20 protein-coding genes are annotated in these 20,442 nt (G+C 37.1%); 2 read left to right on the forward strand and 18 right to left on the reverse strand.

Translation table 11 applies throughout. From position 1 onward, the window contains the following. Positions 1 to 45: 45 nt before the first annotated feature. The 4 genes from HBN42_RS07200 to HBN42_RS07215 form a co-directional block, all read right to left on the reverse strand. Entirely contained in the window at positions 46 to 288 is a 243-nt protein-coding gene (locus tag HBN42_RS07200) for a YneF family protein (RefSeq protein WP_165994389.1), read from the reverse strand. A gap of 194 nt (positions 289 to 482) precedes the next feature. Further along, the gene (locus HBN42_RS07205) at positions 483 to 1,172 is read right to left on the reverse strand and encodes a Bax inhibitor-1/YccA family protein (RefSeq protein WP_165994390.1); all 690 of its coding nucleotides are present in this window, start codon (positions 1,170 to 1,172) and stop codon (positions 483 to 485) included. A 13-nt stretch (positions 1,173 to 1,185) separates the two neighbouring features. After that, a complete protein-coding gene (locus HBN42_RS07210) occupies positions 1,186 to 1,686 on the reverse strand; it encodes an HD domain-containing protein (protein ID WP_165994391.1) in 501 nt (166 codons plus the stop codon). A gap of 37 nt (positions 1,687 to 1,723) precedes the next feature. Beyond that, positions 1,724 to 2,461 (reverse strand): TrmH family RNA methyltransferase, encoded by a 738-nt coding sequence (locus tag HBN42_RS07215; RefSeq protein ID WP_165994392.1) that lies wholly within the window; start codon positions 2,459 to 2,461, stop codon positions 1,724 to 1,726. A gap of 116 nt (positions 2,462 to 2,577) precedes the next feature. Between HBN42_RS07215 and HBN42_RS07220 the strand changes: the two genes are divergently transcribed. Both HBN42_RS07220 and yidC read left to right on the forward strand, forming a co-directional pair. Beyond that, the gene (locus HBN42_RS07220; protein WP_165994393.1) at positions 2,578 to 2,856 is read left to right on the forward strand and encodes an acylphosphatase; all 279 of its coding nucleotides are present in this window, start codon (positions 2,578 to 2,580) and stop codon (positions 2,854 to 2,856) included. 82 nt (positions 2,857 to 2,938) lie between these two features. After that, positions 2,939 to 3,868 carry a membrane protein insertase YidC gene (gene yidC, locus HBN42_RS07225; RefSeq protein ID WP_165994394.1) on the forward strand — a complete coding sequence of 310 codons (930 nt, stop codon included), beginning with the start codon at positions 2,939 to 2,941 and terminating at the stop codon, positions 3,866 to 3,868. 86 nt (positions 3,869 to 3,954) lie between these two features. On the opposite strand, the gene greA is transcribed toward yidC, so the two are convergent. From greA to htpX, 14 genes are all read right to left on the reverse strand, one after another. After that, positions 3,955 to 4,437, reverse strand: a complete 483-nt coding sequence (greA, locus tag HBN42_RS07230; protein WP_165994395.1) for a transcription elongation factor GreA — start codon at positions 4,435 to 4,437, stop codon at positions 3,955 to 3,957. A gap of 67 nt (positions 4,438 to 4,504) precedes the next feature. Further along, positions 4,505 to 6,193: an endolytic transglycosylase MltG gene (mltG, locus tag HBN42_RS07235; RefSeq protein WP_165994396.1), complete on the reverse strand. Its 1,689-nt coding sequence runs from the start codon at positions 6,191 to 6,193 to the stop codon at positions 4,505 to 4,507. Positions 6,194 to 6,287: 94 nt separating this feature from the next. Then, positions 6,288 to 6,791 (reverse strand): GNAT family N-acetyltransferase, encoded by a 504-nt coding sequence (locus HBN42_RS07240; RefSeq protein WP_165994397.1) that lies wholly within the window; start codon positions 6,789 to 6,791, stop codon positions 6,288 to 6,290. 48 nt (positions 6,792 to 6,839) lie between these two features. After that, complete coding sequence (murC, locus tag HBN42_RS07245; protein WP_165994398.1) at positions 6,840 to 8,171, reverse strand: UDP-N-acetylmuramate--L-alanine ligase; 1,332 nt, start codon at positions 8,169 to 8,171, stop codon at positions 6,840 to 6,842. Between the two features lie 36 nt (positions 8,172 to 8,207). Then, entirely contained in the window at positions 8,208 to 8,813 is a 606-nt protein-coding gene (gene zapJ / locus HBN42_RS07250; protein ID WP_165994399.1) for a divisome accessory protein ZapJ, read from the reverse strand. Positions 8,814 to 8,923: 110 nt separating this feature from the next. Continuing rightward, positions 8,924 to 12,016, reverse strand: a complete 3,093-nt coding sequence (locus tag HBN42_RS07255; RefSeq protein ID WP_165994400.1) for a pilus expression-regulating Snf2 family helicase — start codon at positions 12,014 to 12,016, stop codon at positions 8,924 to 8,926. Positions 12,017 to 12,341: 325 nt separating this feature from the next. After that, positions 12,342 to 13,652 carry a ribosome biogenesis GTPase Der gene (gene der / locus HBN42_RS07260; protein ID WP_165994401.1) on the reverse strand — a complete coding sequence of 437 codons (1,311 nt, stop codon included), beginning with the start codon at positions 13,650 to 13,652 and terminating at the stop codon, positions 12,342 to 12,344. Positions 13,653 to 13,706: 54 nt separating this feature from the next. After that, on the reverse strand, positions 13,707 to 14,609 hold the full coding sequence (gene dnaI, locus HBN42_RS07265; RefSeq protein WP_165994402.1) for a primosomal protein DnaI: 903 nt from the start codon (positions 14,607 to 14,609) through the stop codon (positions 13,707 to 13,709). Next, positions 14,610 to 15,785 (reverse strand): replication initiation and membrane attachment family protein, encoded by a 1,176-nt coding sequence (locus tag HBN42_RS07270; RefSeq protein ID WP_165994403.1) that lies wholly within the window; start codon positions 15,783 to 15,785, stop codon positions 14,610 to 14,612. Next, positions 15,769 to 16,263: a transcriptional regulator NrdR gene (gene nrdR, locus HBN42_RS07275; protein ID WP_165994404.1), complete on the reverse strand. Its 495-nt coding sequence runs from the start codon at positions 16,261 to 16,263 to the stop codon at positions 15,769 to 15,771. Before nrdR ends, HBN42_RS07270 begins: the two co-directional genes overlap by 17 nt. Before the next feature lie 168 nt (positions 16,264 to 16,431). Then, positions 16,432 to 17,922, reverse strand: a complete 1,491-nt coding sequence (locus tag HBN42_RS07280) for a HAMP domain-containing sensor histidine kinase (RefSeq protein ID WP_165994405.1) — start codon at positions 17,920 to 17,922, stop codon at positions 16,432 to 16,434. A gap of 1 nt (position 17,923) precedes the next feature. Then, on the reverse strand, positions 17,924 to 18,610 hold the full coding sequence (covR, locus tag HBN42_RS07285; RefSeq protein WP_165994406.1) for a two-component system response regulator CovR/CsrR: 687 nt from the start codon (positions 18,608 to 18,610) through the stop codon (positions 17,924 to 17,926). A 206-nt stretch (positions 18,611 to 18,816) separates the two neighbouring features. Next, the gene (locus HBN42_RS07290) at positions 18,817 to 19,353 is read right to left on the reverse strand and encodes a YceD family protein (RefSeq protein ID WP_165994407.1); all 537 of its coding nucleotides are present in this window, start codon (positions 19,351 to 19,353) and stop codon (positions 18,817 to 18,819) included. Positions 19,354 to 19,543: 190 nt separating this feature from the next. After that, the gene (gene htpX, locus HBN42_RS07295; RefSeq protein WP_165994408.1) at positions 19,544 to 20,440 is read right to left on the reverse strand and encodes a zinc metalloprotease HtpX; all 897 of its coding nucleotides are present in this window, start codon (positions 20,438 to 20,440) and stop codon (positions 19,544 to 19,546) included. Positions 20,441 to 20,442: the final 2 nt, after the last annotated feature.

The following is a 20,442-nucleotide window of genomic DNA, read 5'->3' on the forward strand; positions in this document are numbered from 1 at the left end:
GTTCACTTTTTACACATGCAGCTACTGCATGCATTCCTATTTCCTTTATTTTTTACCTTTGCTTGCTGCAAGCTTAGATTGTTTGACAATATTACGGTAAGTTTGTTGGATTTTTGCTTCGCTAGGTTTTTGACCCATTTGACTCATCATCTCACGAATAGCTTCAGGTGTTAAACGCGGATGCTCACCAATTTCTTTTTCAATCTGTTTACGAGCAATAAAAACACCACCAAAAAGTCCTCCGATAAGGGAAAGAATGACTAATAAAATCCAAATAGCTGTAGACATATTTATATATTTTCTCCTAGTTTTTTATTCTTCTTATTATAGCAAAAATAGCCTCACTTTACAAACTGCAACTTATTCATTTTCCTTTGATTCTACTTTTTCCATACTTTTCTTAGATACCAAGTCAAATCTATCTCTAAAGAGTCACTTGCTTGTCCAGACAGCAAAAAAGGGCCAGAGCCCTTTAATCTTTTTTAATCATTGCTACCAAAAATTCTAAGCAGACTAATGAACAAGTTAATAAAATCAAGGTATAAGGATAAAGCCATGGCAATAGCCCAACCGTCAGCAACCTGACCATTCCTTGATTGGTAGACGTTTTTTATCATTTGATTATCAGAAGCAATCAAAGCTGAGAAAATTAAGACAGAAACAATGCTAATCACATAACTCATTATGCCACTACCAATAAAGAGATTGACAAGACTAGCAATGATTATTCCGATCAGCGCAGCAAACATTGCCTTACGAAGACCACTTAAATCTCTCTTTGTCCTTGCACCAATGAGAGACATGGCAAAAAAGACGGCGGCTGAAGAGACAAAGGCTTGTATAACTGTGGTTCTAGCATAGGCTGCGATGATAAAGCTCAAAGTAAAACCATTTAAAGCTGAATAAACTAAAAATAAAGGTAAGGCAGCTGGGGTGTTTTTTCTGGCTGCGCCACTAGCAACAAAGACTAGCACCAATTCAATAATGATAGCTCCGAAGTAGACCCAAGGTCTTCCTGATATGATAGCAATTAAATTTTCTCTGAATGGATAAAGCATGAGGTATGAGACAAAAGCTGAGAGTCCCACTCCCATTCCAACTAAGCTATATATTTTAGCAAAAAATTGGTTTAATCCTGAATCTGTCTGAGTGTAAATTACATTTTCGTTCATTATTTCTCCTTCTCTAACGGTTATGACTGTTTAATGTTTTTCTCTTAAAGAAACGTCGGTTGGCCCAGCGCTTGCGCATGGGGGTAGCGGCTTCTTTGATGGCCCAATACTTGTCAACCATTGTGACAATATAACTTTCTTTATAGCGTGGGAATGCCACTGTTGCCCCCCACATATGCTTCAAAATGATATCTTCTTCTTTTTTATTGAGTGTTGTTAACTTTCTGGCATTTCGCACTGCAATGCGAGGGTGTACCCAGGCATGGCTTCTATTAAACTTTGTCACACGCCAGTCATAGTAAAAGAAGTCGTGTAATAAGCCACCACGCGCTGTACTGCTTGCATCCCAGCCAAAACGCTTAGCCATTTTATAGCTAGTGTAAGCAACATTTATAGAATGTTCTAGTCTATTAGAATGATGGTGCTGTACAATGTTTCCTAATTTTTGAAATCTTGGATGATCAATAAGTTCACCAACAAGTTCCATGAAGTCTTGATCTTCTTTATATTTCATATAGAATCACCTCGTAGACCTATTATACCATATTAGCTTAAATCAAACTGAAAATAAGGATTCCTGCCGCAACGGCTACATTCAAACTTTCGGCTTGGCCAGGCATTGCAATATGGATAAAATCAGAGGCAAGATGGGTCATTTGTTCACTAATCCCTTGGCCTTCATTGCCCATGACGAGAACAAATTTTTCTAAATGTGCAAAGCTATGGTAATTTTTTGACTCTGCTGATAGGGTCGAGGCTAGGATAGGAAAGGAGAATTCTTTAAGCCTTTCACAATAGTCATAAACATCTGTCCTTATGATCGGGATATGAAAATGGCTCCCCTGCATGGAACGCAAGGTTTTCTGGTTGTAAATATCCGCACATTTTTCAGATAAAATAACGGCATCCATATTGGCAGCATCTGCCGTTCTAATAATGGTTCCTAAATTGCCCGGATCTTGGATATCTTCAAGAAGTAAGATTTTCTCCATAGGCTTAGGATTAATGGTCTGACTTGGCATTTCAACTTCAGCAATTATTCCCTGAGGGGTGGGAGAGTCTGTTAATTCCTTGAGAACTTCCGGGGTTACTAGGATGACGGGTCCAAGGTCATTAAGGCGATCAGCAAGTTCTTCTAGGACAAAGATATGAACAAAGGTCTGCTTTGCATTTAGGGCTTCTTGAAAAAGATGCCAGCCTTCAATTAAGTAAGACTCTTTACGATATTTTTTTCTCAGTAATTTTTTAGTGTTCTTGATTAAGGGGTTTGATTTTGAACTTATTATCATAGCTTTATTATACCACAAGTCTAGGGGCACTTGATAGCTTAAATAGCTATGTTTCTCCTTCTTTTTCTCCCTAAAAAACTTATGCTATAATGAAACTATAAAAGGAGGGAGAAGCTATGGAAAAAGTTCGCTTAGTTGTTTCCGGAAGAGTTCAAGGCGTTGGCTTTCGCTATTCAACCTATGCTTTAGCAATGAAAATTGGTGGCCTCTATGGTAGAGTTTGGAACAATGATGACGGCACAGTTGAGATCCTGGCACAGTCAGCTGATGCCAAGAAACTGAATCTTTTCATTCAAGAAATCCGAAAAGGTCCATCCAGATGGGCAAAGGTCTCATCTGTGGATATTTCAGAGGGGCACTTTGATGATTACCATGATTTTAAAATGGCTAATTAAAAATCCGTCTATAGAACTATTGTTAAATTCTTAAAAAAAAAGTAAAATAGACTGGTATATTAAATTTTAAAGGATAAAAACATTGAAAATTAAATTAAATCGTATTCTCTTCTCGGGGCTGGCCTTATCCCTTCTCTTTACTCTAACAGGATGTGTTGGACGTGATGCACACGGAAATCCTAAAGGTATGATTTGGGATTATCTTGGAAAACCCATGTCTTATTTTATTGATTATTTCGCCAACCATGTTGGTCTAGGCTTTGGGATTGCCATTATCATTGTGACTATTATTGTCCGCACCCTAATCCTACCATTGGGACTTTATCAATCATGGAAAGCAAGCTATCAATCTGAAAAGATGGCTTATTTAAAACCTATTTTTGAACCTATCAATAAACGTATCAAAAATGCTTCTACCCAAGAAGAAAAGATGGCTGCCCAAACTGAATTAATGGCTGCTCAACGTGAAAATGGGATTAATATGCTGGGAGGCATGGGATGTCTGCCATTACTTATTCAAATGCCTTTCTTCTCAGCCATGTATTTTGCGGCGCAGTATACCAAGGGGATTTCAACTAGTCAATTTATGGGAATTGACTTAGGAAGCAGAAGCCTTCTCTTGACCGGTATCATAACAGTGCTTTATCTGCTACAATCTTGGTTGTCAATGCAAGCTGTTGCAGAAGAGCAAAAGGCTCAGATGAAAACAATGATGTACACCATGCCCGTTATGATGGCATTCATGACTCTAAGCTTGCCAGCAGGAGTTGGACTTTATTGGCTAGTCGGCGGTTTCTTTAGTATTATTCAACAGTTGATTACCACTTATATTCTAAAACCAAAACTACGCGCACAAATTGAAGAAGAATATAAAAATAATCCACCCAAAGCTTACCAATCAAAAAATCCTCGTAAGGACGTAACAGCTAGTAAGCCACAAGCTAACAAAGCTATTATCGCTAATAAAACCAAAACAAACCGTAATGCAGGAAAACAACGTAATCGTAAGTAAAAATGTAAATTAAAAATTCCTCAGCTTTCATTAGCTGAGGAATTTTTTGATGCAAATAAAAAGGGCTGACTCTCTCAGCCACCTTCTTATTTTGTTTTTTCAACCTTAACAATTTCAACCTCATAGGTTGCTGCTGGTGATTCAATGGTTGCTTTATCACCTTTTCTTTTACCAATAAGGGCTTGGGCTATAGGACTTTCATTAGAAATTTTCCCAGAGAAGACATCTGCTCCAGCAGCACCTACAATATGGTAAGTGTCTTTGTCACTTGTTCCAACTTCTTGAACGACAACCGTTTTTCCAATAGCAACTTCATCTTTAGCAACGGCGTCACTATCAATAATTTCAGCGTAGCGAAGTTTTGTTTCTAGGGTAGAAATTTGTCCTTCTACAAAGGCTTGCTCATCTTTAGCAGCATCGTATTCTGAGTTTTCAGATAGATCCCCATAAGATCTCGCAATTTTAATACGTTCAACGATTTCAGGACGACGAACTAATTTTAAGTCCTCTAATTCCTGTTCTAATTGGTGTTTTTCAGTTTCTGTCATAGGATAAGTTTTTTCAGCCATTATTTTTTCTCTTTTCATTTTTTTGATTTCAGAAATACAAACATGGTGCTAAGGCACCATGTTTGTTCTACTCAATTTGATTATTAACATATTTTTGGACATTTGCTGAATGTTCTTCATAGGTTTTAGCATAGTGAACTTCACCGCTGTGAACATTGGCAACGAAATATAGATAATCAGTATTTGCTGGTTTTACAGTTGCATCTATAGCAGATACTCCCGGACTGTCAACAGGTCCAGGCATAAGACCAGTATGGGTATATATATTATAAGGAGATTTGATTGTCGTATCAATCCCTGCATCCTCAGCTAAGGTCGTCTTGTCTCCAAGTTTATCCATTGCATAAAGGATAGCGATGTTAGATTGTAGTGCCATACCATTATTCAGACGGTTATAAAAGACACTAGCAATATCACGCCTATCTTCATCAGTAGAACCTTCTTTTTCAACTAGGGAAGCTAGGGTTAGAACTTCATTAACTGTTTTTCCGCTGGCATTAATCTTATCATAGTAAGGAGCCAGGGTCGCATCTGTTGTTGCAAGCATTTCATCAACAACATCTTTTATAGAAGATTCTTTGTAGTAATTATAGGTAGCTGGGAATAAGTAGCCCTCAAGCTGATATTTAGCTTCTGACTTTTTAGGTATGCTTGATAAAAGACGTGGATACTTTTTGACCATTTCCTTGATAAAGGCGTCATCTTCTATTGTATCTAAGAATTCTTTTGACTTAAATGGCGTCTTATCTTTACTTGATTTTGTATTAGCATTATCTTGAACAGCTTTTGCTATTTGTCTAATAGTGTAACCTTCAGGGATTAATATCTTGCCTAAAACTGGTTTTGTAGGCTGGGCAGTTCCCCCTCTTTGTAAGGTTTTAGCAATTTCTTCCAAGGACATGCTCTTTTGCAAGTTATAATAACCACTTTGGAAATTAGTATAGTTTTTAAATTTTGTATAAAAATTAAAAACGGTACTGCTCTTTATAAGGCCCTTTTCTTCAAGTACCTGTCCAATGATTTTATTACCAGAACCTGCTGGTATTTCCACTTGTACAAATCGATCATCTTTTTGATTTACTGGATTAATGGCACGATAGACAAACAATGTTCCTATCAGAGCAACTAAAAGTAAGATTAACAAAAGAGATGAGATCAGTATTGTCGAAATTTTCTTTGCCATTCGGTCTGCCCTTTGTCGTTTCAAGTGATTATTTCGCACGAAGTCCCTTTGTAAAGTTGCTGTTTTGGGCTGGTCACTAGCATTTTGACCCTGGTCTTCCTTATTAGAAGCTTGTTCTTCTTTTTTCCTTTGGCTTATAGTCATTTCTTCTGTCTCTGACTCAGTCAAGTTGATAGGGGTAAAGGCAATGGTCTTCGAATAATCAATGTCATCTTGCTTACTTGTCCATTCAGAGACAAAAGGCTTGCTGTCACTGTTAGGATCTGTTGAGGTTTCGCTAAAAGCGCTTTTTTTATCAGCTTTTTCAGGTCTGCCTGATTTTCTAGGATTTAAAGGGGAATAGGAGTTTGAGATTTCTTGCTGATACTCTTTATAAAGTTGAACAGTCTTTTGAGCAGCTTCTCTAGCTTCTATCTGCTTTAGACGTAATTCTTCTTCCTTTAAATCTTGTCGAAGAAGCTCTTCCTCTTTTTCTTTTCGAATGTGATTAGCTCTTTCCAACTCAGCCAAAATTTGCTCTTTAAAACTTAATTTTTGCTGAGCCTTTCGCTCATCATCTCTAAAATCGGTCAAGGTGATTCCTCCTAAACATAATCAAACGCAATTATAACTTAAAAAGGTGATAAAAGCAATAATCTGGTCGATTTGTTACTCATATGTAATAAAATTACATTTTTTGCTCCTTTTCTGGATTTTTCCATAGCATATCATACCAGACAGCCCCTCCATGCTTGGATGTAGACAATCCGAGATTAGTAAAATTATTCATTTCATAGTAAGGTATCAAATAATCATGGCAGGTTAGGACAATGCCCAAGCGTCCTTGGCAAATAGCCAAATCCTTCATAGCTGCTATCAGTGCTGTTCCCAGCCCTTGTTTATGGAAGTCTTTATGGACAGACAAGCTGGTAATTGCTATATAGCCAGATTCTTTTTGATTGGGCGAAATACTGTGAAAGAGACTATCTTCTAGAAGGGGCTGGTCAACTACTGGACCCTCTATATAGGCTACAACTTTCTCATCTATGCAAGCAACTAAAAAGGTGTCTGCAATAAGTCTGGTTCTTTCTTCAATAGCTTCAGCTGTCGCTGCCTCCCCATCCACAAAATTATCTTTTTCAATACGATAAATATCTTCCCAATCTTTTTGTTGAACATTTCTAATTAACATAGGATAACCCCCTTACGACGAGAAAACCTGCCTAAGGCAGGAAATTTACTATTGATTATTTTTTGTTAAGTTAGCTAAGAGTTCTTCAAAGGAACGTTCGTACAATTGAATGTCTCCTGCTCCCATAAAGACATAGACTGCGTCTTCATGGTCTAATAAAGGGGACACATTTTCCACTGTAATCACTTTTGAAGATTTTATAATTTTTTCTTTCAGGTCTTCAACTTTTACATCACCGTGGTCAACCTCTCTGGCTGAGCCATAGATCTGAGCCAGATAGACACTGTCAGCCTCGTTCAAGGCCTGTGCAAACTCATCCAGCAGAGCGATTGTTCTTGTAAAAGTATGTGGTTGGAAAATAGCTACAATTTCTTTACTTGGGTACTTTTGCCTAGCAGCGTCAATTGTGGCCATAATCTCTGTTGGGTGATGAGCAAAATCGTCAATGATGATGGTCTCGTTGATAATTTTTTCAGTGAAGCGACGTTTTACTCCTGCAAAGGTCTTCATATGTTCAGCTACAAGCTTCATATCAATACCGGCTGTATATAAATTGGCAATGACTGCGGTAGCATTTAGAATATTGTGGCGGCCATATGCCGGAACATGAAAAGAACCAATGATTTGGCCTTCATGTTTGACATTGAAATCAGAGCCGTTTATGGTTCTGGTGATGTCGGCTGCAATAAAATCATTTCCTTCTTCAAAACCATAGTAATAAATAGGAGCATTGGCTTTAATTTGTCTCAGCTTAGGGTCCTCTCCGTAGACAAACAAGGCCTTTTTAACTTGTTTTGCATACTCATTAAAGGCGTTAAAGACATCTTCTAATCCAGTGAAATAATCAGGGTGGTCAAAGTCAATATTTGTAATGATAGAATACTCAGGATGGTAGGGCATGAAATGACGTTCATACTCGTCAGATTCAAATACAAAGTATTGGGCATTTGCCGATCCTCTTCCTGTACCATCACCAATCAGGTAAGAAGTATCTGTGATGTTCTTCATAACATGGGAAAGTAAACCAGTTGTTGAGGTTTTCCCATGTGCACCAGCCACACCAAAACTGGTGAACTGTTTCATAAAATCACCTAAAAATTCATGATAGCGTTTAAAAGGAATCTTATTTTGAATAGCAAAAGCAAGTTCTTCATTATTATCTTCACGAAAGGCATTTCCTGCAATGATTTCCATTCCTTCAGAAATATTATCTGGACTGAATGCTTTAACTTCAATGCCGGCTTGCTCTAAACCTCTTTGTGTAAAGTAATATTTTTCGACATCGCTTCCTTGAACCTTATGTCCCATTTGGTGCAACATAAGTGCCAAGGCACTCATTCCAGATCCTTTAATTCCAATAAAATGATAGGTTTTTGACATTTTGACTCCTTTTTAACCCAAATCTTGTTCTTTATGTTAATTTTGTTCCTCAAGTCTTGTTAAATTCAACTCTTGAGCAATTGTTTTTTCTCTTTGCACTCGTGTTTCTTTATTATTGTATATTTGACTGCGTTTAAGAAATTCGTAGCTATTTTTTTGATTTTTGTCTGCTGCTGCCTGCTTTGGTTCCTTATAATGTTTAGGAAGTTCCGCTAAGATATAAGCATCCTGATGCAGTTTTTCTGTCAAGCGACTCCATTTATTGTCCCTCTTAGGGATCTTAGAGATCTCCTTCTTAGGTTCTTTAATCGTTTGACAACTTGGCTTTCGATAAGTGGGCTTGGTAGAAAAAGACATTTCCTTGGCAATATGAGCTTGTCGTTTAGCCTTTAGGTCTTCTCGTGCTCGCTTGCGTGCCTCTTCAGCATAGCTACGCCCTTCGTCCTCTGCTGCTAGATGATTAGAAGGATTTTGGTTGTGAGATGTACTTTGGTCTTCCAATGCAATAGCAGTATAATCTTTGTCTTGATAAAAACCATGAATATTAGATATTAAATCTTCATTTTCATACAAGTACATTTTCCTTGGTAAGTCAATGATTGGCTCGTTGTCGGCAACCAGAGGAAATTGATGTTTAGTCATATGATTTCTTACCTTTCCTTCTTATAGCATTCCCTATTATAAACTAAATACTCCTATTTTTCAAAGTATTCTTAGTAGAATAAGCCAGTTTTCCAAAGAAAACTGACTTTTTAATTATTCAAACCCAAAATTTCTTTGATTTCTTCAACAGACATGCTTGAATGGCTTTCATTACCATCTAAGACGGTTGTCACCAAGTGGCGTTTAGATTCTTGCAGTTCTAGAATTTTCTCTTCAATGGTACCACGTGTGATCAGTCGGTAAACTTCGACATTTTCTTTCTGACCAAGCCTGTGTGCACGGCTAATGGCTTGCATTTCTACAGCAGGATTCCACCAAAGATCAATAAGAACCACTGTGTCAGCACCTGTTAGGTTCAAACCAACACCACCTGCCTTTAGAGAGATCAAAAAAGCATCCTTAGATCCGTTGTTAAAGGCTCTAGTCATCTCTTGGCGTTCATTGGCTGGTGTAGAACCTGTGATTTTATAAGTACTTAGCCCCAGTTTTTCAAGTTCTTGGCCAGCAATATCTAGCATGCCGCGAAATTGAGAAAAGATTAGTGCCCTGTGGCCATTTTCTTTTATCTGTAACAAGAGAGTCTTAAGGCTGTCTAACTTTCCACTATTTCCATTGTAGTCCATGAAGAGACTAGGGGTATCACAAATCTGCCTTAGGCGTGTAATACCTGATAGGATTTCAATTTTTTGACGATTAATATCAGCATCAGAAGCATTCATTACTTTGTCTTGCATTTGACGCAGTTGGGCCAGATATATGGCCTTTTGATTATCTGTCATCTCATTGGAGTAATTCATTTCAATCAAGTCTGGTAGCTCTGGCAAGACATCTTCTTTCCTTCTTCTCATGACAAAGGGCCTAATATAAAGAGCTACTTTTTTGGCGTCAAGTTTCAAAAATTCTTTTTTAGAAGGCAAGAGCCCTGGCAAAACTAATTGAAAGATGGACCAAATTTCAAGTAACTTATTCTCAATTGGTGTCCCTGACAGGGCAAAACAGTTTTTGGCATTAAAAGATCGTAAGTTTTGTGAGATTTTTGTCTGCGAGTTTTTAACAACCTGTGCTTCATCTAATATCAGGTAATCATACTGGTATTTCATATAGCTATCACTGTCTTGTCTGAAGGATGAATAACTGGTGATGGTGACTTGGTGCCCTTCTTCAATCAATTGATCCCTAACTTGTTTTAAACCGTAGGAAACCACGGTGTCAATCTGTGGCGCAAAGCGTTCAAACTCATCAGACCAATTGTATAATAGGCTGGAGGGTGATAATATTAGCACTTTAGAATCTTTTTTAAGCTTACTGGTGAGAAAGGCAATGGTTTGGAGGGTCTTTCCTAGTCCCATATCATCAGCTAGCACCCCACCAAAGCCATATTTGTCAAGCATTGACATCCACTTAAGACCATGGTATTGGTAATCTCTAATTTTGGCATTGATTGCCAAAGGAGGCAAGAGAAAATTCTCAGGATGATTCAGGTCAGAGACCAGTTGTTCTAGTTCTTTTGAAAAGTGAACCTTATCCATATTTGAAAACAGATGAGAAAGTTGCAGAGTAGCTACTCCATCCAGCTGTAAATGCCCTTGACTAGTCTGCTTAGCCCTTAAATGTTGAAGGGTCTGGCTGATTTTTTGCGTTTCATCATCAAAAAGAACAAGCTTTCCCTTTTTACTCACAAAATAAGGTTCATTATCAAACAAGGCCTTTAAAGCATCATCAATATCATTTTCAAAAACCTTGGAAAAATCAAAAGAAATATCTAAAAGGTTGCCATTTTTTCGAATATCTATATGAGGGGCTTCTGAAAATTTTAAGGCTTCCACTTCTTCTGAAAGAACCACCTTCCCTAAGCTTTCAAAATAAGGAATGGCTTTGGTGAAAAATTCATAGATATCATGGGGATCAGAAATGATCTTAGAGCTTTTAAAATGAGGGGTAAAGCCGTAGTAAGACAGAGCTCGGTAGATCTTTTCTTCTTTTTTAAAGTGGCTAGCAAAGGGCAGATGATCTAGAGTAGACTTGTCAGTAACCTGGACAGAACCATAATCAAATAGTAATTGCAGGCTTATATTTTCTTGGTTTTTTAACTCAAAGAAAAAACTGACCTCAAAATCTCTAATGTGAAAACTCTTAGGCGCACTGACCTGACCTATTTCTTGAAAATCCAAGAGACTAGCTGCCAGTTTAGCCTGATCATCTAAATCGAAATGAATATGCTTTTCCAAATCTGCTGCTATTGGAAGGCTTCTAATAGCAGTCACTAATTTCTGTTGTTTCAAGTTCAGATGGTAAAAGGTATCACGGTAGAGGAGGAATTCATTGTTGAAAAGAAATTGCAGAGCTTTTTCTTTGATATGCAACTCTATGAACTTGCGATGAACTTCAACTATGAATTGAAAGAGCTTGTCCTCTTTTTCAATAGGCTTTACAAATACCCTTGAAAAGCTTTGATTATAACCTTCAAATAAAAAGTCTGAGAGATCAGTTAAAAGGTGGATGCCCTCTTCAAAGAAACCAACTGGCAAGGTCAAATGCCGATTATGGTTAGGAAAAATAAAATCATGATCCACCTTGTCTGTATCTGGTGATAGGCGCCACAAAAAACGTATCAATTCTTGGCTGGCTTGATCAAAAAGCAATAAGGACAATTGCTCATAATAGTTCTTACCAATTTGATAATAGCCTTCTTTTTTAACTACATTAATAAAACCTCTGATATCACGGATGATATAGGATCTGTCATCAGGCAGACGTTTGATTTTCAAGGTCCACCAAAAATCAGAAGAAAAAGGACTTCTAGCACCTGATGCTGATAATTGATAGAGAGTCCTGTCATCTTCATTGACCTTTAGCGTATCAAGAAAGAGGCTTCCAAAGGAAGTCATTTTTTCTGTTTCTTTATTCTTTTCTTTTTGATGTGAAAAAATGTCAGCAATTTCTTTTCCTTCTGGATCATTTTTCAAAAAATGTTCTAGGGCTGCTATATGTTGACAGTAATGTTTGGTCTTAAAAAAATCGCACTGACAGTTTATCTGTTCGTCACTGCTACCATAGCTTATTTTTTGGGAAGCGACTTCTGCTTCAATGACTGTTTCCTTTTTGTCTATGATAGCTACTAATCCTTCATTATAAAGTTCAATTCCTTGATTTCGAATACGTCCTGGAATTAATCTGGCCATATGTCTCCCACCTTTTTGCTTATCTCATAATTATAGCAAAAATCCAATAAGTTTTCTCTCAAAAATCTGTTTTTTAAAAACATTTCCGATAGTTCATTTTTGTTCATTAAAAAACTGAAAATGAACAGTATTTTCAGTTTCAGAATTTATCATGAAATTTTCCAGATTAAAAGAGGCCTTCTCCTTTTAGCCATAGGTCATCAGCTTAATAGAACTCCTATACCCAGCTATCAGAATGGTATGAAATTCCAAAAAAGGGGTAAAAAAATTGAAGAAAAGAATCTTTTCTTCAATCGGATTTATTAGAAAAGCTAATGCCTTTTATCTATTTTCTCTTACGAGCAATCAAATGGATTGGTGTGCCTTCAAATACAAAGGCTGATCGTATTTGGTTCTCTAAGAAACGTAGATATGAGAAGTGCATCAACTCTTCTTCATTAACAAATACAATAAAAGTTGGAGGCTTGACAGATACCTGCGTTGCGTAAAAAATCTTAAGCCTCTTACCCTTGTCGGTTGGCGTTGGATTAATAGCAATGGCATCCATAATAACATCATTTAAGACCGCAGAAGGAATACGACGGTTTTGACTATCACTTATGCGCTTAATCAGTTCTGGTATCTTATTCAGTCTTTGCTTTGTCAGTGCGGAAACAAAGATAATAGGGGCATAGGAAAGAAATTGGAACTGATCTCTGATATCTGCTTCCCACTTAGCCACTGTGTGATTATCCTTAATAAGAGTATCCCACTTATTAACAACAATAACCATTCCCTTACCTGCTTCATGAGCAAAGCCAGCAATGCGTTTATCATACTCTCTGATGCCTTCTTCTGCATTGATAACTAGTAAGACAACATCAGAACGGTCAATAGCTCTCATGGCACGCATAACAGAATACTTTTCAGTATTTTCATAAACCTTACCAGATTTACGCATACCTGCAGTATCAATCATAGTATATTCTTGTCCGTCTGCGTCTGTAAAATTAGTATCAATGGCATCCCGTGTTGTCCCAGCTACTGGGCTAGCAATAACACGTTCTTCGCCTAAAATAGCATTAATCAGACTTGACTTACCAACATTGGGGCGTCCAATTAAACTGAAACGAATAAGATTCTCATTTTCTTCAATCTCTTCCACTGGTAGTTTTTCAACTATGGCATCAAGGACATCCCCTGTTCCGATACCATGGACAGAAGATACTGGAAGAGGCTCTCCTAGTCCCAGTGCGTAAAAATCATAAATATCATTACGCATTTCTGGATTATCCACCTTATTAACAGCTAAGATCACTGGCTTTTCTGTCCTATAAAGCATCCTTGCCACATATTCATCTGCATCTGTAATACCTTCCTTGCCTGAAACGACAAAGACAATAACATCTGCTTCATCCATAGCAATCTGAGCCTGATGCTTAATTTGCTCCATAAAGGGAGCATCAACATCATCAATCCCACCTGTATCAATCAGTGAAAATTTTCTGTTCAGCCATTCTCCAGCTGTATAAATACGATCACGTGTAACACCTGCCACGTCCTCTACGATGGAAATGCGCTCTCCTGCAATTCGGTTAAATAGTGTAGACTTTCCAACATTAGGGCGTCCAACAATAGCAACTGTAGGTAAAACCATGATTCTCCTTTTTTGTGGGTATCTCTTGTCAGATACTCTTCTTAATTAATAGCATTAGCGACGATTAGAACCTTCTAAATGAAATTCTTTAGCCAGGTAGCGCACGCGCTCCATAACACGTTTGGCCTGCCAAGTTTCGTCATTTCCCTTAATATTTGCCCATTTCTTCTCCAAGTCTGCAAAACTATAGTTTGAAGTGAAGAATGTGGGTAGGTCTTCAAGCATCCGATATTGTAGGATGACTTGTAAAACTTCATCTCGAACCCAGGAAGTGGCCTGTTCAGCCCCGATATCATCTAATATTAATACGGGAACACTTTTAACAGCATCAATTTCTTCCTTGACCGAGCCAGTAGAAATAGCATTTTTAACATCGATCGTAAAGGTCGGAAAATGAAGGAGAGTTGTTGACACTCCTTTTTTCTCTGACAATTCTCTGGCCATTGCAGCCATAATGTAAGATTTGCCAATTCCCATATCTCCATAAAGATAGAGTCCCTTTTGTTCTGCTGTAGGATATTGTTCAACAAAATCCAAGATTTCAGACAGAGCCTTCATTCTACTTGAACTATCAATATCAAAATCAGTCATACGTATATGACGATAAGATTTAGGCAGGTTGACCAGGTTAATACGATCTGAAATTTCAGCCTTTTTCTTAGCATCAATTAATTCCTGTGTTTCCAGATAGGAAACGTCAGCATAACCCTCATTCATCACTAAAATTGGGGCATAGCCTTTGGCACTATAAGTAGTATCTTGTGAATGGTATTTTTGTCTTTCAAGTAAGAACTGATTAAATTTTGACAGACTCAGATTGATTTGATCCTCAGTCAGATGATGGTCAGAGATAAACTGTTTTACTTCTTGATCTAATAAGATTTTTTCAATAAGCTGATCAGACTTGGTACGGTTTATTTGACCAAGTTTTTGCATTGCGTCACCAATTTTCTCCATTTAACCACCACCTTTTTTTAAGTTATTAAGCCTTTTTAGGGCTTCTTTTTTAAAGTTGTCAAGTTCTGCCTGTTCCTCACTTGAGGTGTTTTCTTTATAATCGGGATTACTCCAAGCTGGAACATTTGATTTTTTAGAACTCTTTTTAGTTTTCTCATATCCTTTACCTTCAGTAAAAGATCGCATCTTCAAGACAGCGTCTTCGGCCTTATTAATCTTTTGATAAGAAAAATCATTGGCAATTTTTAAAAGGTAATTTTTTTGTAAGTTGGCAGACTGGGTTTTATTGAAGGTATATAAAACCATGACATTGATAACTTCATCTAAAAAATTCATCTTGGCTAAAGAAACTAACAATTCCTTCTCATCCTTGGTAATTGTAGCACGACGGGTCTTCTTTACTTTCTCCAAGAAGCCTAGGGCTGAGGTTACTTTTGCTTCTCTAATAATGATTAGTTCGTCCTTAGTAAAATCCTCTTTCCCATCTTTTGGGCTTGCACCGGCTTGTTTTTTAGCCAGTATCCGTCCAGGGACTATCTTATAGTTAACAGCAGTTTCCTTGGCTAAGAGGTAAAGATCATACCAATTCATTGAAAAACGTTCCATAAGATTATAAAGAGATATAACATCTTCTTGTTCGTTTTCAAATTGTAGACCATCTCTATTCATCAGATTTTGAAAGCTATCCAAATCAAAATGAAGGGAGTCTTCTGGCCTTTTTTGTACTTCTATTTTCATGCCAAAGACATCTGAAAATTGTTTAGAAATATTTCGAGCCTGACTGGGAATTTTAATTTCCATTGCAGACAGAGCCAAATCACCGATTTTTTGTTCCAGTAGTCTACGATAGACTGGGTTGGCCAAAAAAGTTTGGCCAGTCAAGGCAGGACGAATCTGGATCAGATAGCTATCTGGGGTTTGAAACAATTCCAGTAAATCAATTGCTGTTAGGATCACAAAGGCCTCTTCTAAGCTTTTCATGCCAAATTGAAGGTGATTTAATATTTCAGAAAATTTGTGGCTTCTGCTTCCTTGATCAGCAAAGCTAATAAGGTACTGATAAAGTGCTAAGGCGTCCTGACCAATAATTGGAAAATAAAGTTGAATGAGACTGTCAGCATCATAAAGAACTTTGTTATGCTTGACATAGTAAAATTCATCAATCGGTTTCATCATTCACGTTTCTCTTCTTTTTTCCACGAACTCGATTTGTAATTTGCTGAAGCAATTCTTCTATCTCATCAACGTCCTTAAAGCTCTTATAGACACTGGCAAATCTGACATAGGTAATTTCATCAAGCTCTGCTAATTCTTCCATTACTAAATTCCCGATAGCTGTGCTGGCTACTTCATTTTCATAGTCTGCACGAACTTTTTGCTCAATCCGGGAAATCAAATTCTCAATATCCGTACTAGAGACAGGCCTTTTTTGAGCACTTTGAACAACGCCATTTAAGATTTTATCTCTAGAAAACTGCTCTCTGGTACCATCTTTTTTTATTACTAATAATGGGAGTTCCTCAAGACGTTCAAATGTCGTAAATCTTGTATGACATTTTTCGCATTCCCTACGCCGTCTAATAGTATTTCCATCTTCTGCTTGTCTACTATCAACAACACTTGATTTATTATAATTACATTTTGGACAACGCACGCAAACACCCCAATTCTATCAAATTAATCTAATATCTTATTCTAACATAAATTTACTGAGAAAAAAAGAATATTCATCCCGCTTTAAAACTGTAAAATAGGCTATTTCCACTGCAAAGTAGAGACTAAAAAACCAGATAGAAAAGGCTATTTCTATCTGGTTTTACTTTTATTCATTTACGAGAGGGATATAGAGAATAAAGGTGGATCCTTCATTAACTTGACTCTTAACTTCCATGGAAAGGTCGTAACCCTCGATAATTTGTTGGAGAATTGACAAGCCGATACCTAGGCCAGACTGAGTAGTGGTGCGGTTTCGTGATTTGTCTGTTCTGTAGAACCGTTCAAATATATGCTCGATATCCTCCTGAGAGATTCCTTCACCACGGTCACTCACTTTTAAGACTGCCTGATTGCCCACAACATCAAGGTCAACGGAAATCAACTTGACATCGCGCGAATACTTGACCGCATTATCAATTAAAATCATCAGGGCCTGTTCAAAGTGATTCTTATAGACTTTAGCCTTGGTCTTTGTCTCTCGTGTGGACCATTCAAAGGTGAAATCTTCTTTTAGCACCTTAAAGTTACCAATAACAGTCTCAATAGAGCATTCTAAGACGGTAACATCATTTTGATGACCTTCAAAACTTCCTTGAACACGAATCATGTCCAACATATCATTGATCATGATGGCCATACGATCTGCCTCATGGGCTGTAGCAGACAGACTTTCTTCTAAAATCTCACTATCATTCTTACCCCATCTTTGAAGAAGTCCAATATGACCCTTGATAATAGCCACAGGCGTTCGCAGTTCATGACTAACATCACTGATAAAACGTGATTGCAAGGACGTATAGGTTTCCACCTTATCTAGCATGGTATCAAAGATAGAAGAGAGCTCTTCAATCTCATCTCCCGAAGTGATTTGTGAGCGCAAGGTCAAATTATTGGGATTTTCTGAAATTTCACGCATGACATCATGGAGGTTCCTCAGAGGAGCCAGGAATTGTCTGGTTGAAAAATAGATAATCAAATAAGCTAGACATGTGCCAAAGAGTTCAACAAAGAGTAACCAGAGTAAGAGACGTGCCCTAATAACATAGTAGTCTTCTAAATCCTGATAGATTTGTACATAGCCTATAAGTTTTCCTGTCGTTTCAGAATAAACTTTTTTTGTAATTGAAAGGCCTCTATATTGATTCTCAAGTCGGTCATCATAGACATATCCAATGGGGCCTTCCAAATCTAAAGAAAATTCTTCTTCATCTGTGGTAAAAATCATCTTTTTATTGAGGCCATAAATGTAGATATCTTGATGTGCATCCAAAATATTAGTTAGGTCTCGACGACTGCGAATGATTTTGGATCCCGTTGATGAGTCTACTTTCAAATTACTCTTATCATTCTTATAAAGAGCTTCGGCAAGATTGTCTAATGAAAAATTAGAGTTCACCTCTGAAAGACGAACTCTAACTACATTCACAGTTTGTGTGACAGCTTGCTTTTCTTTTTTTAATAAGAAATAATTAGTTGAATAATAAGCAATTAAGGTAAAGGCAGAAAAAATACAGAAAAAGAGTACAAAGAACAAATTAGATAAACGTTTTGGCAGTGATCTTCTAAATTGTTTGTGATTCTGATTTTTTACTTGCATCTTATTTCTCGCGAATAACATATCCCATACCACGAACGGTTTGAATATATGACTCTCTTCCAGGCATATCAATCTTACCACGTAAATAACGGATATAAACGTCTACTACATTGGTTTCAACAGCTTCATCATATTTCCAAACATTTGACAACAATTCTTCACGCGTCATGACACGGTTCATATTGGTCATCAAGATATTTAATAGGTCGTATTCACGTTTAGTCAATGAAATTTCTTCATCACCACGATTAACAGATCTATTTTGTGGATTTAAGACGAGATCACGGTAGATTCCTTGATTAGGTGTCTTTTTCTCGGTCTCTATATCCTGACGACGAAAAATGGCACGGATACGCGCTAATAGTTCTTCAATTGCAAAAGGCTTCACGATGTAGTCATCTGCTCCACGGTCAAGGCCAGCCACCACATCCATAATAGAATCTCTTGCTGTCATCATCATAATATAAGTTGTTTTTTCAGTTTGGAGACGTCTTGTCACTTCAAAACCATCCATTTCTGGAAGCATTAAGTCAAGCAAGATCAAGTCGAAATCCTTTTCTAAGGCTGTCTCTAAACCTTCACGACCATTTACTTCAACAGTTACTTCATAACCTTCATGTTGTAGCTCAAGAGAAACAAATCTAGCAAGATTTTTTTCATCTTCTACAATTAAAATTTTCTTTGTCATATAAACCATTCCTTATCTTTTTGAAATACAGTTTCAAAACCTTGTGTCAATTGACAGTTTGTTAATCTCTTAATTTAGAAAGAATTGTGATTACTCAGTTAAATTTTATAAATATTATAAAATTGACTGAGTTGATACTGTATAGAGTATATCAGAGTCCAAGAATTTTTTCAATTAAAAATTACAATTTTCTTAAATAGTCAGTTTTATTCATCTAGTAGATCTTGAAGACCGGCAAATGGATTGTTTTCTTTTTGTTTTTCTTCTTTTTTTGCCTGATATTGTTCTTCTGTCATGACTTCCCAATCATTTCCCTTTGGTAATTCTGCAGAAGCTTTTTCTTCTTCAGTAAGAACCTGTAAGGGAATTGAGAGCAGGATATTATCAATCACACTTTCTTCTAGGTCAATATAGTCATCTGTCAGAACAAGGAGAACTTGATCCTCAACAAGGTCAGCCTTTGTGGCTAGTTGAGATTCTTCGATGAAGACTTCTAAGACTTCTTGGCTTTTTTGACTTTCAACTGCTGCCATCGAACGACTAGAAGGTAAGGTAATCACATAATTTAATTTATAATCCAAAATAAATAAACCAGAATCAAAAACAACAGATCCTTCCACATTCACTGCTTGAAGATCAATAATCTCTGGATTCCTTATTTTGATTTTTTCTGTAAGGTCTAATCTTTGCTGAAAATGCAGTCCTTCCAGTTGTTTCTTTTTTATTTCCGAAATAGATATCATATATTCTCCTAATAAAATTCTAATTTATTTTTACTATTATTTTTTTATTTTGTCAACTGTTTTATTAATGGTAAAGCCCTTGATATCAGTCTTAAAGGTTGTTTTCTAAAGAGAAATTCCCCTGGCCTTTAGCATAAATCAATCCTGTTTAAGAATGATAAAAAGAAGAGCTTAAGAAACTCTTAAACTCTTACATATGGCGAAGTCGCTTGATTCTTTCTGCAATTGGGGGATGGGTACTAAAAAGGGAAGAAACTTTTTCTTTTGCTCGAGGCTCGTTGATATATAAAGCTGCGCTCGCATCATCTACGGGTGCCTGCATAGGCTGTGAATGATCTAATTTTTCCAGAGCCCTTATCATACCTTCTGGATTTCTAGTGAGCTCTACCGAACTAGCATCGGCTAAGAATTCTCTTTGTCTTGAGATGGCTAATTGTATAAGAGAAGCCACAAGGGGCGCTAGTACTAAGGATAGTAGGGAAAACAGTAAAAGAACAATTCCTAAACCATTACTATCACGATTATTGCTACGATTTCTATTTCCACCACCAAACCACAACATCCTAGTGCCGATACTTGAGATCAGGGTAATGGCACTGGCCAGAGCAACTGCAATGGTTGAAATACGGATATCATAGTTTCGAATATGACTGACTTCGTGACCAATAACTCCTTCAAGTTCTTCTCTATTCATCAAGGCTAGTAAACCACTTGTTGCTGCTACTGCTGCATTTTGTGGGCTCGAACCCGTAGCAAAAGCATTTAATGAAGGATCCTCAATAATGTAAACCTTAGGCATGGGAATTTGTGCAACCATTGCCATATCTTCTACAATATGAAAAAACTCTGGGGCGTCTTCAACACTTATCTGCTTGGCGTTATTCATTCCCATCACAACAGAGGTGGATTGAAAAATCATGGTAGCAGCATAAATGACACCGATGATCAAGGCAAGTGCAATCCCTAGCTGATAGCTTTCAGTCAATAAGTAACCTGCTGCTGCTCCAATACAAGCTAAGAGAAGAAAAAATACAAAAATCAACAGAATGGTTTTACGTTTGTTTTGAGAAATTTGTTGATAAAGCATTT

The organism is Streptococcus catagoni, assembly GCF_011421425.1.
In the GTDB taxonomy this organism is placed as follows: domain Bacteria; phylum Bacillota; class Bacilli; order Lactobacillales; family Streptococcaceae; genus Streptococcus; species Streptococcus catagoni.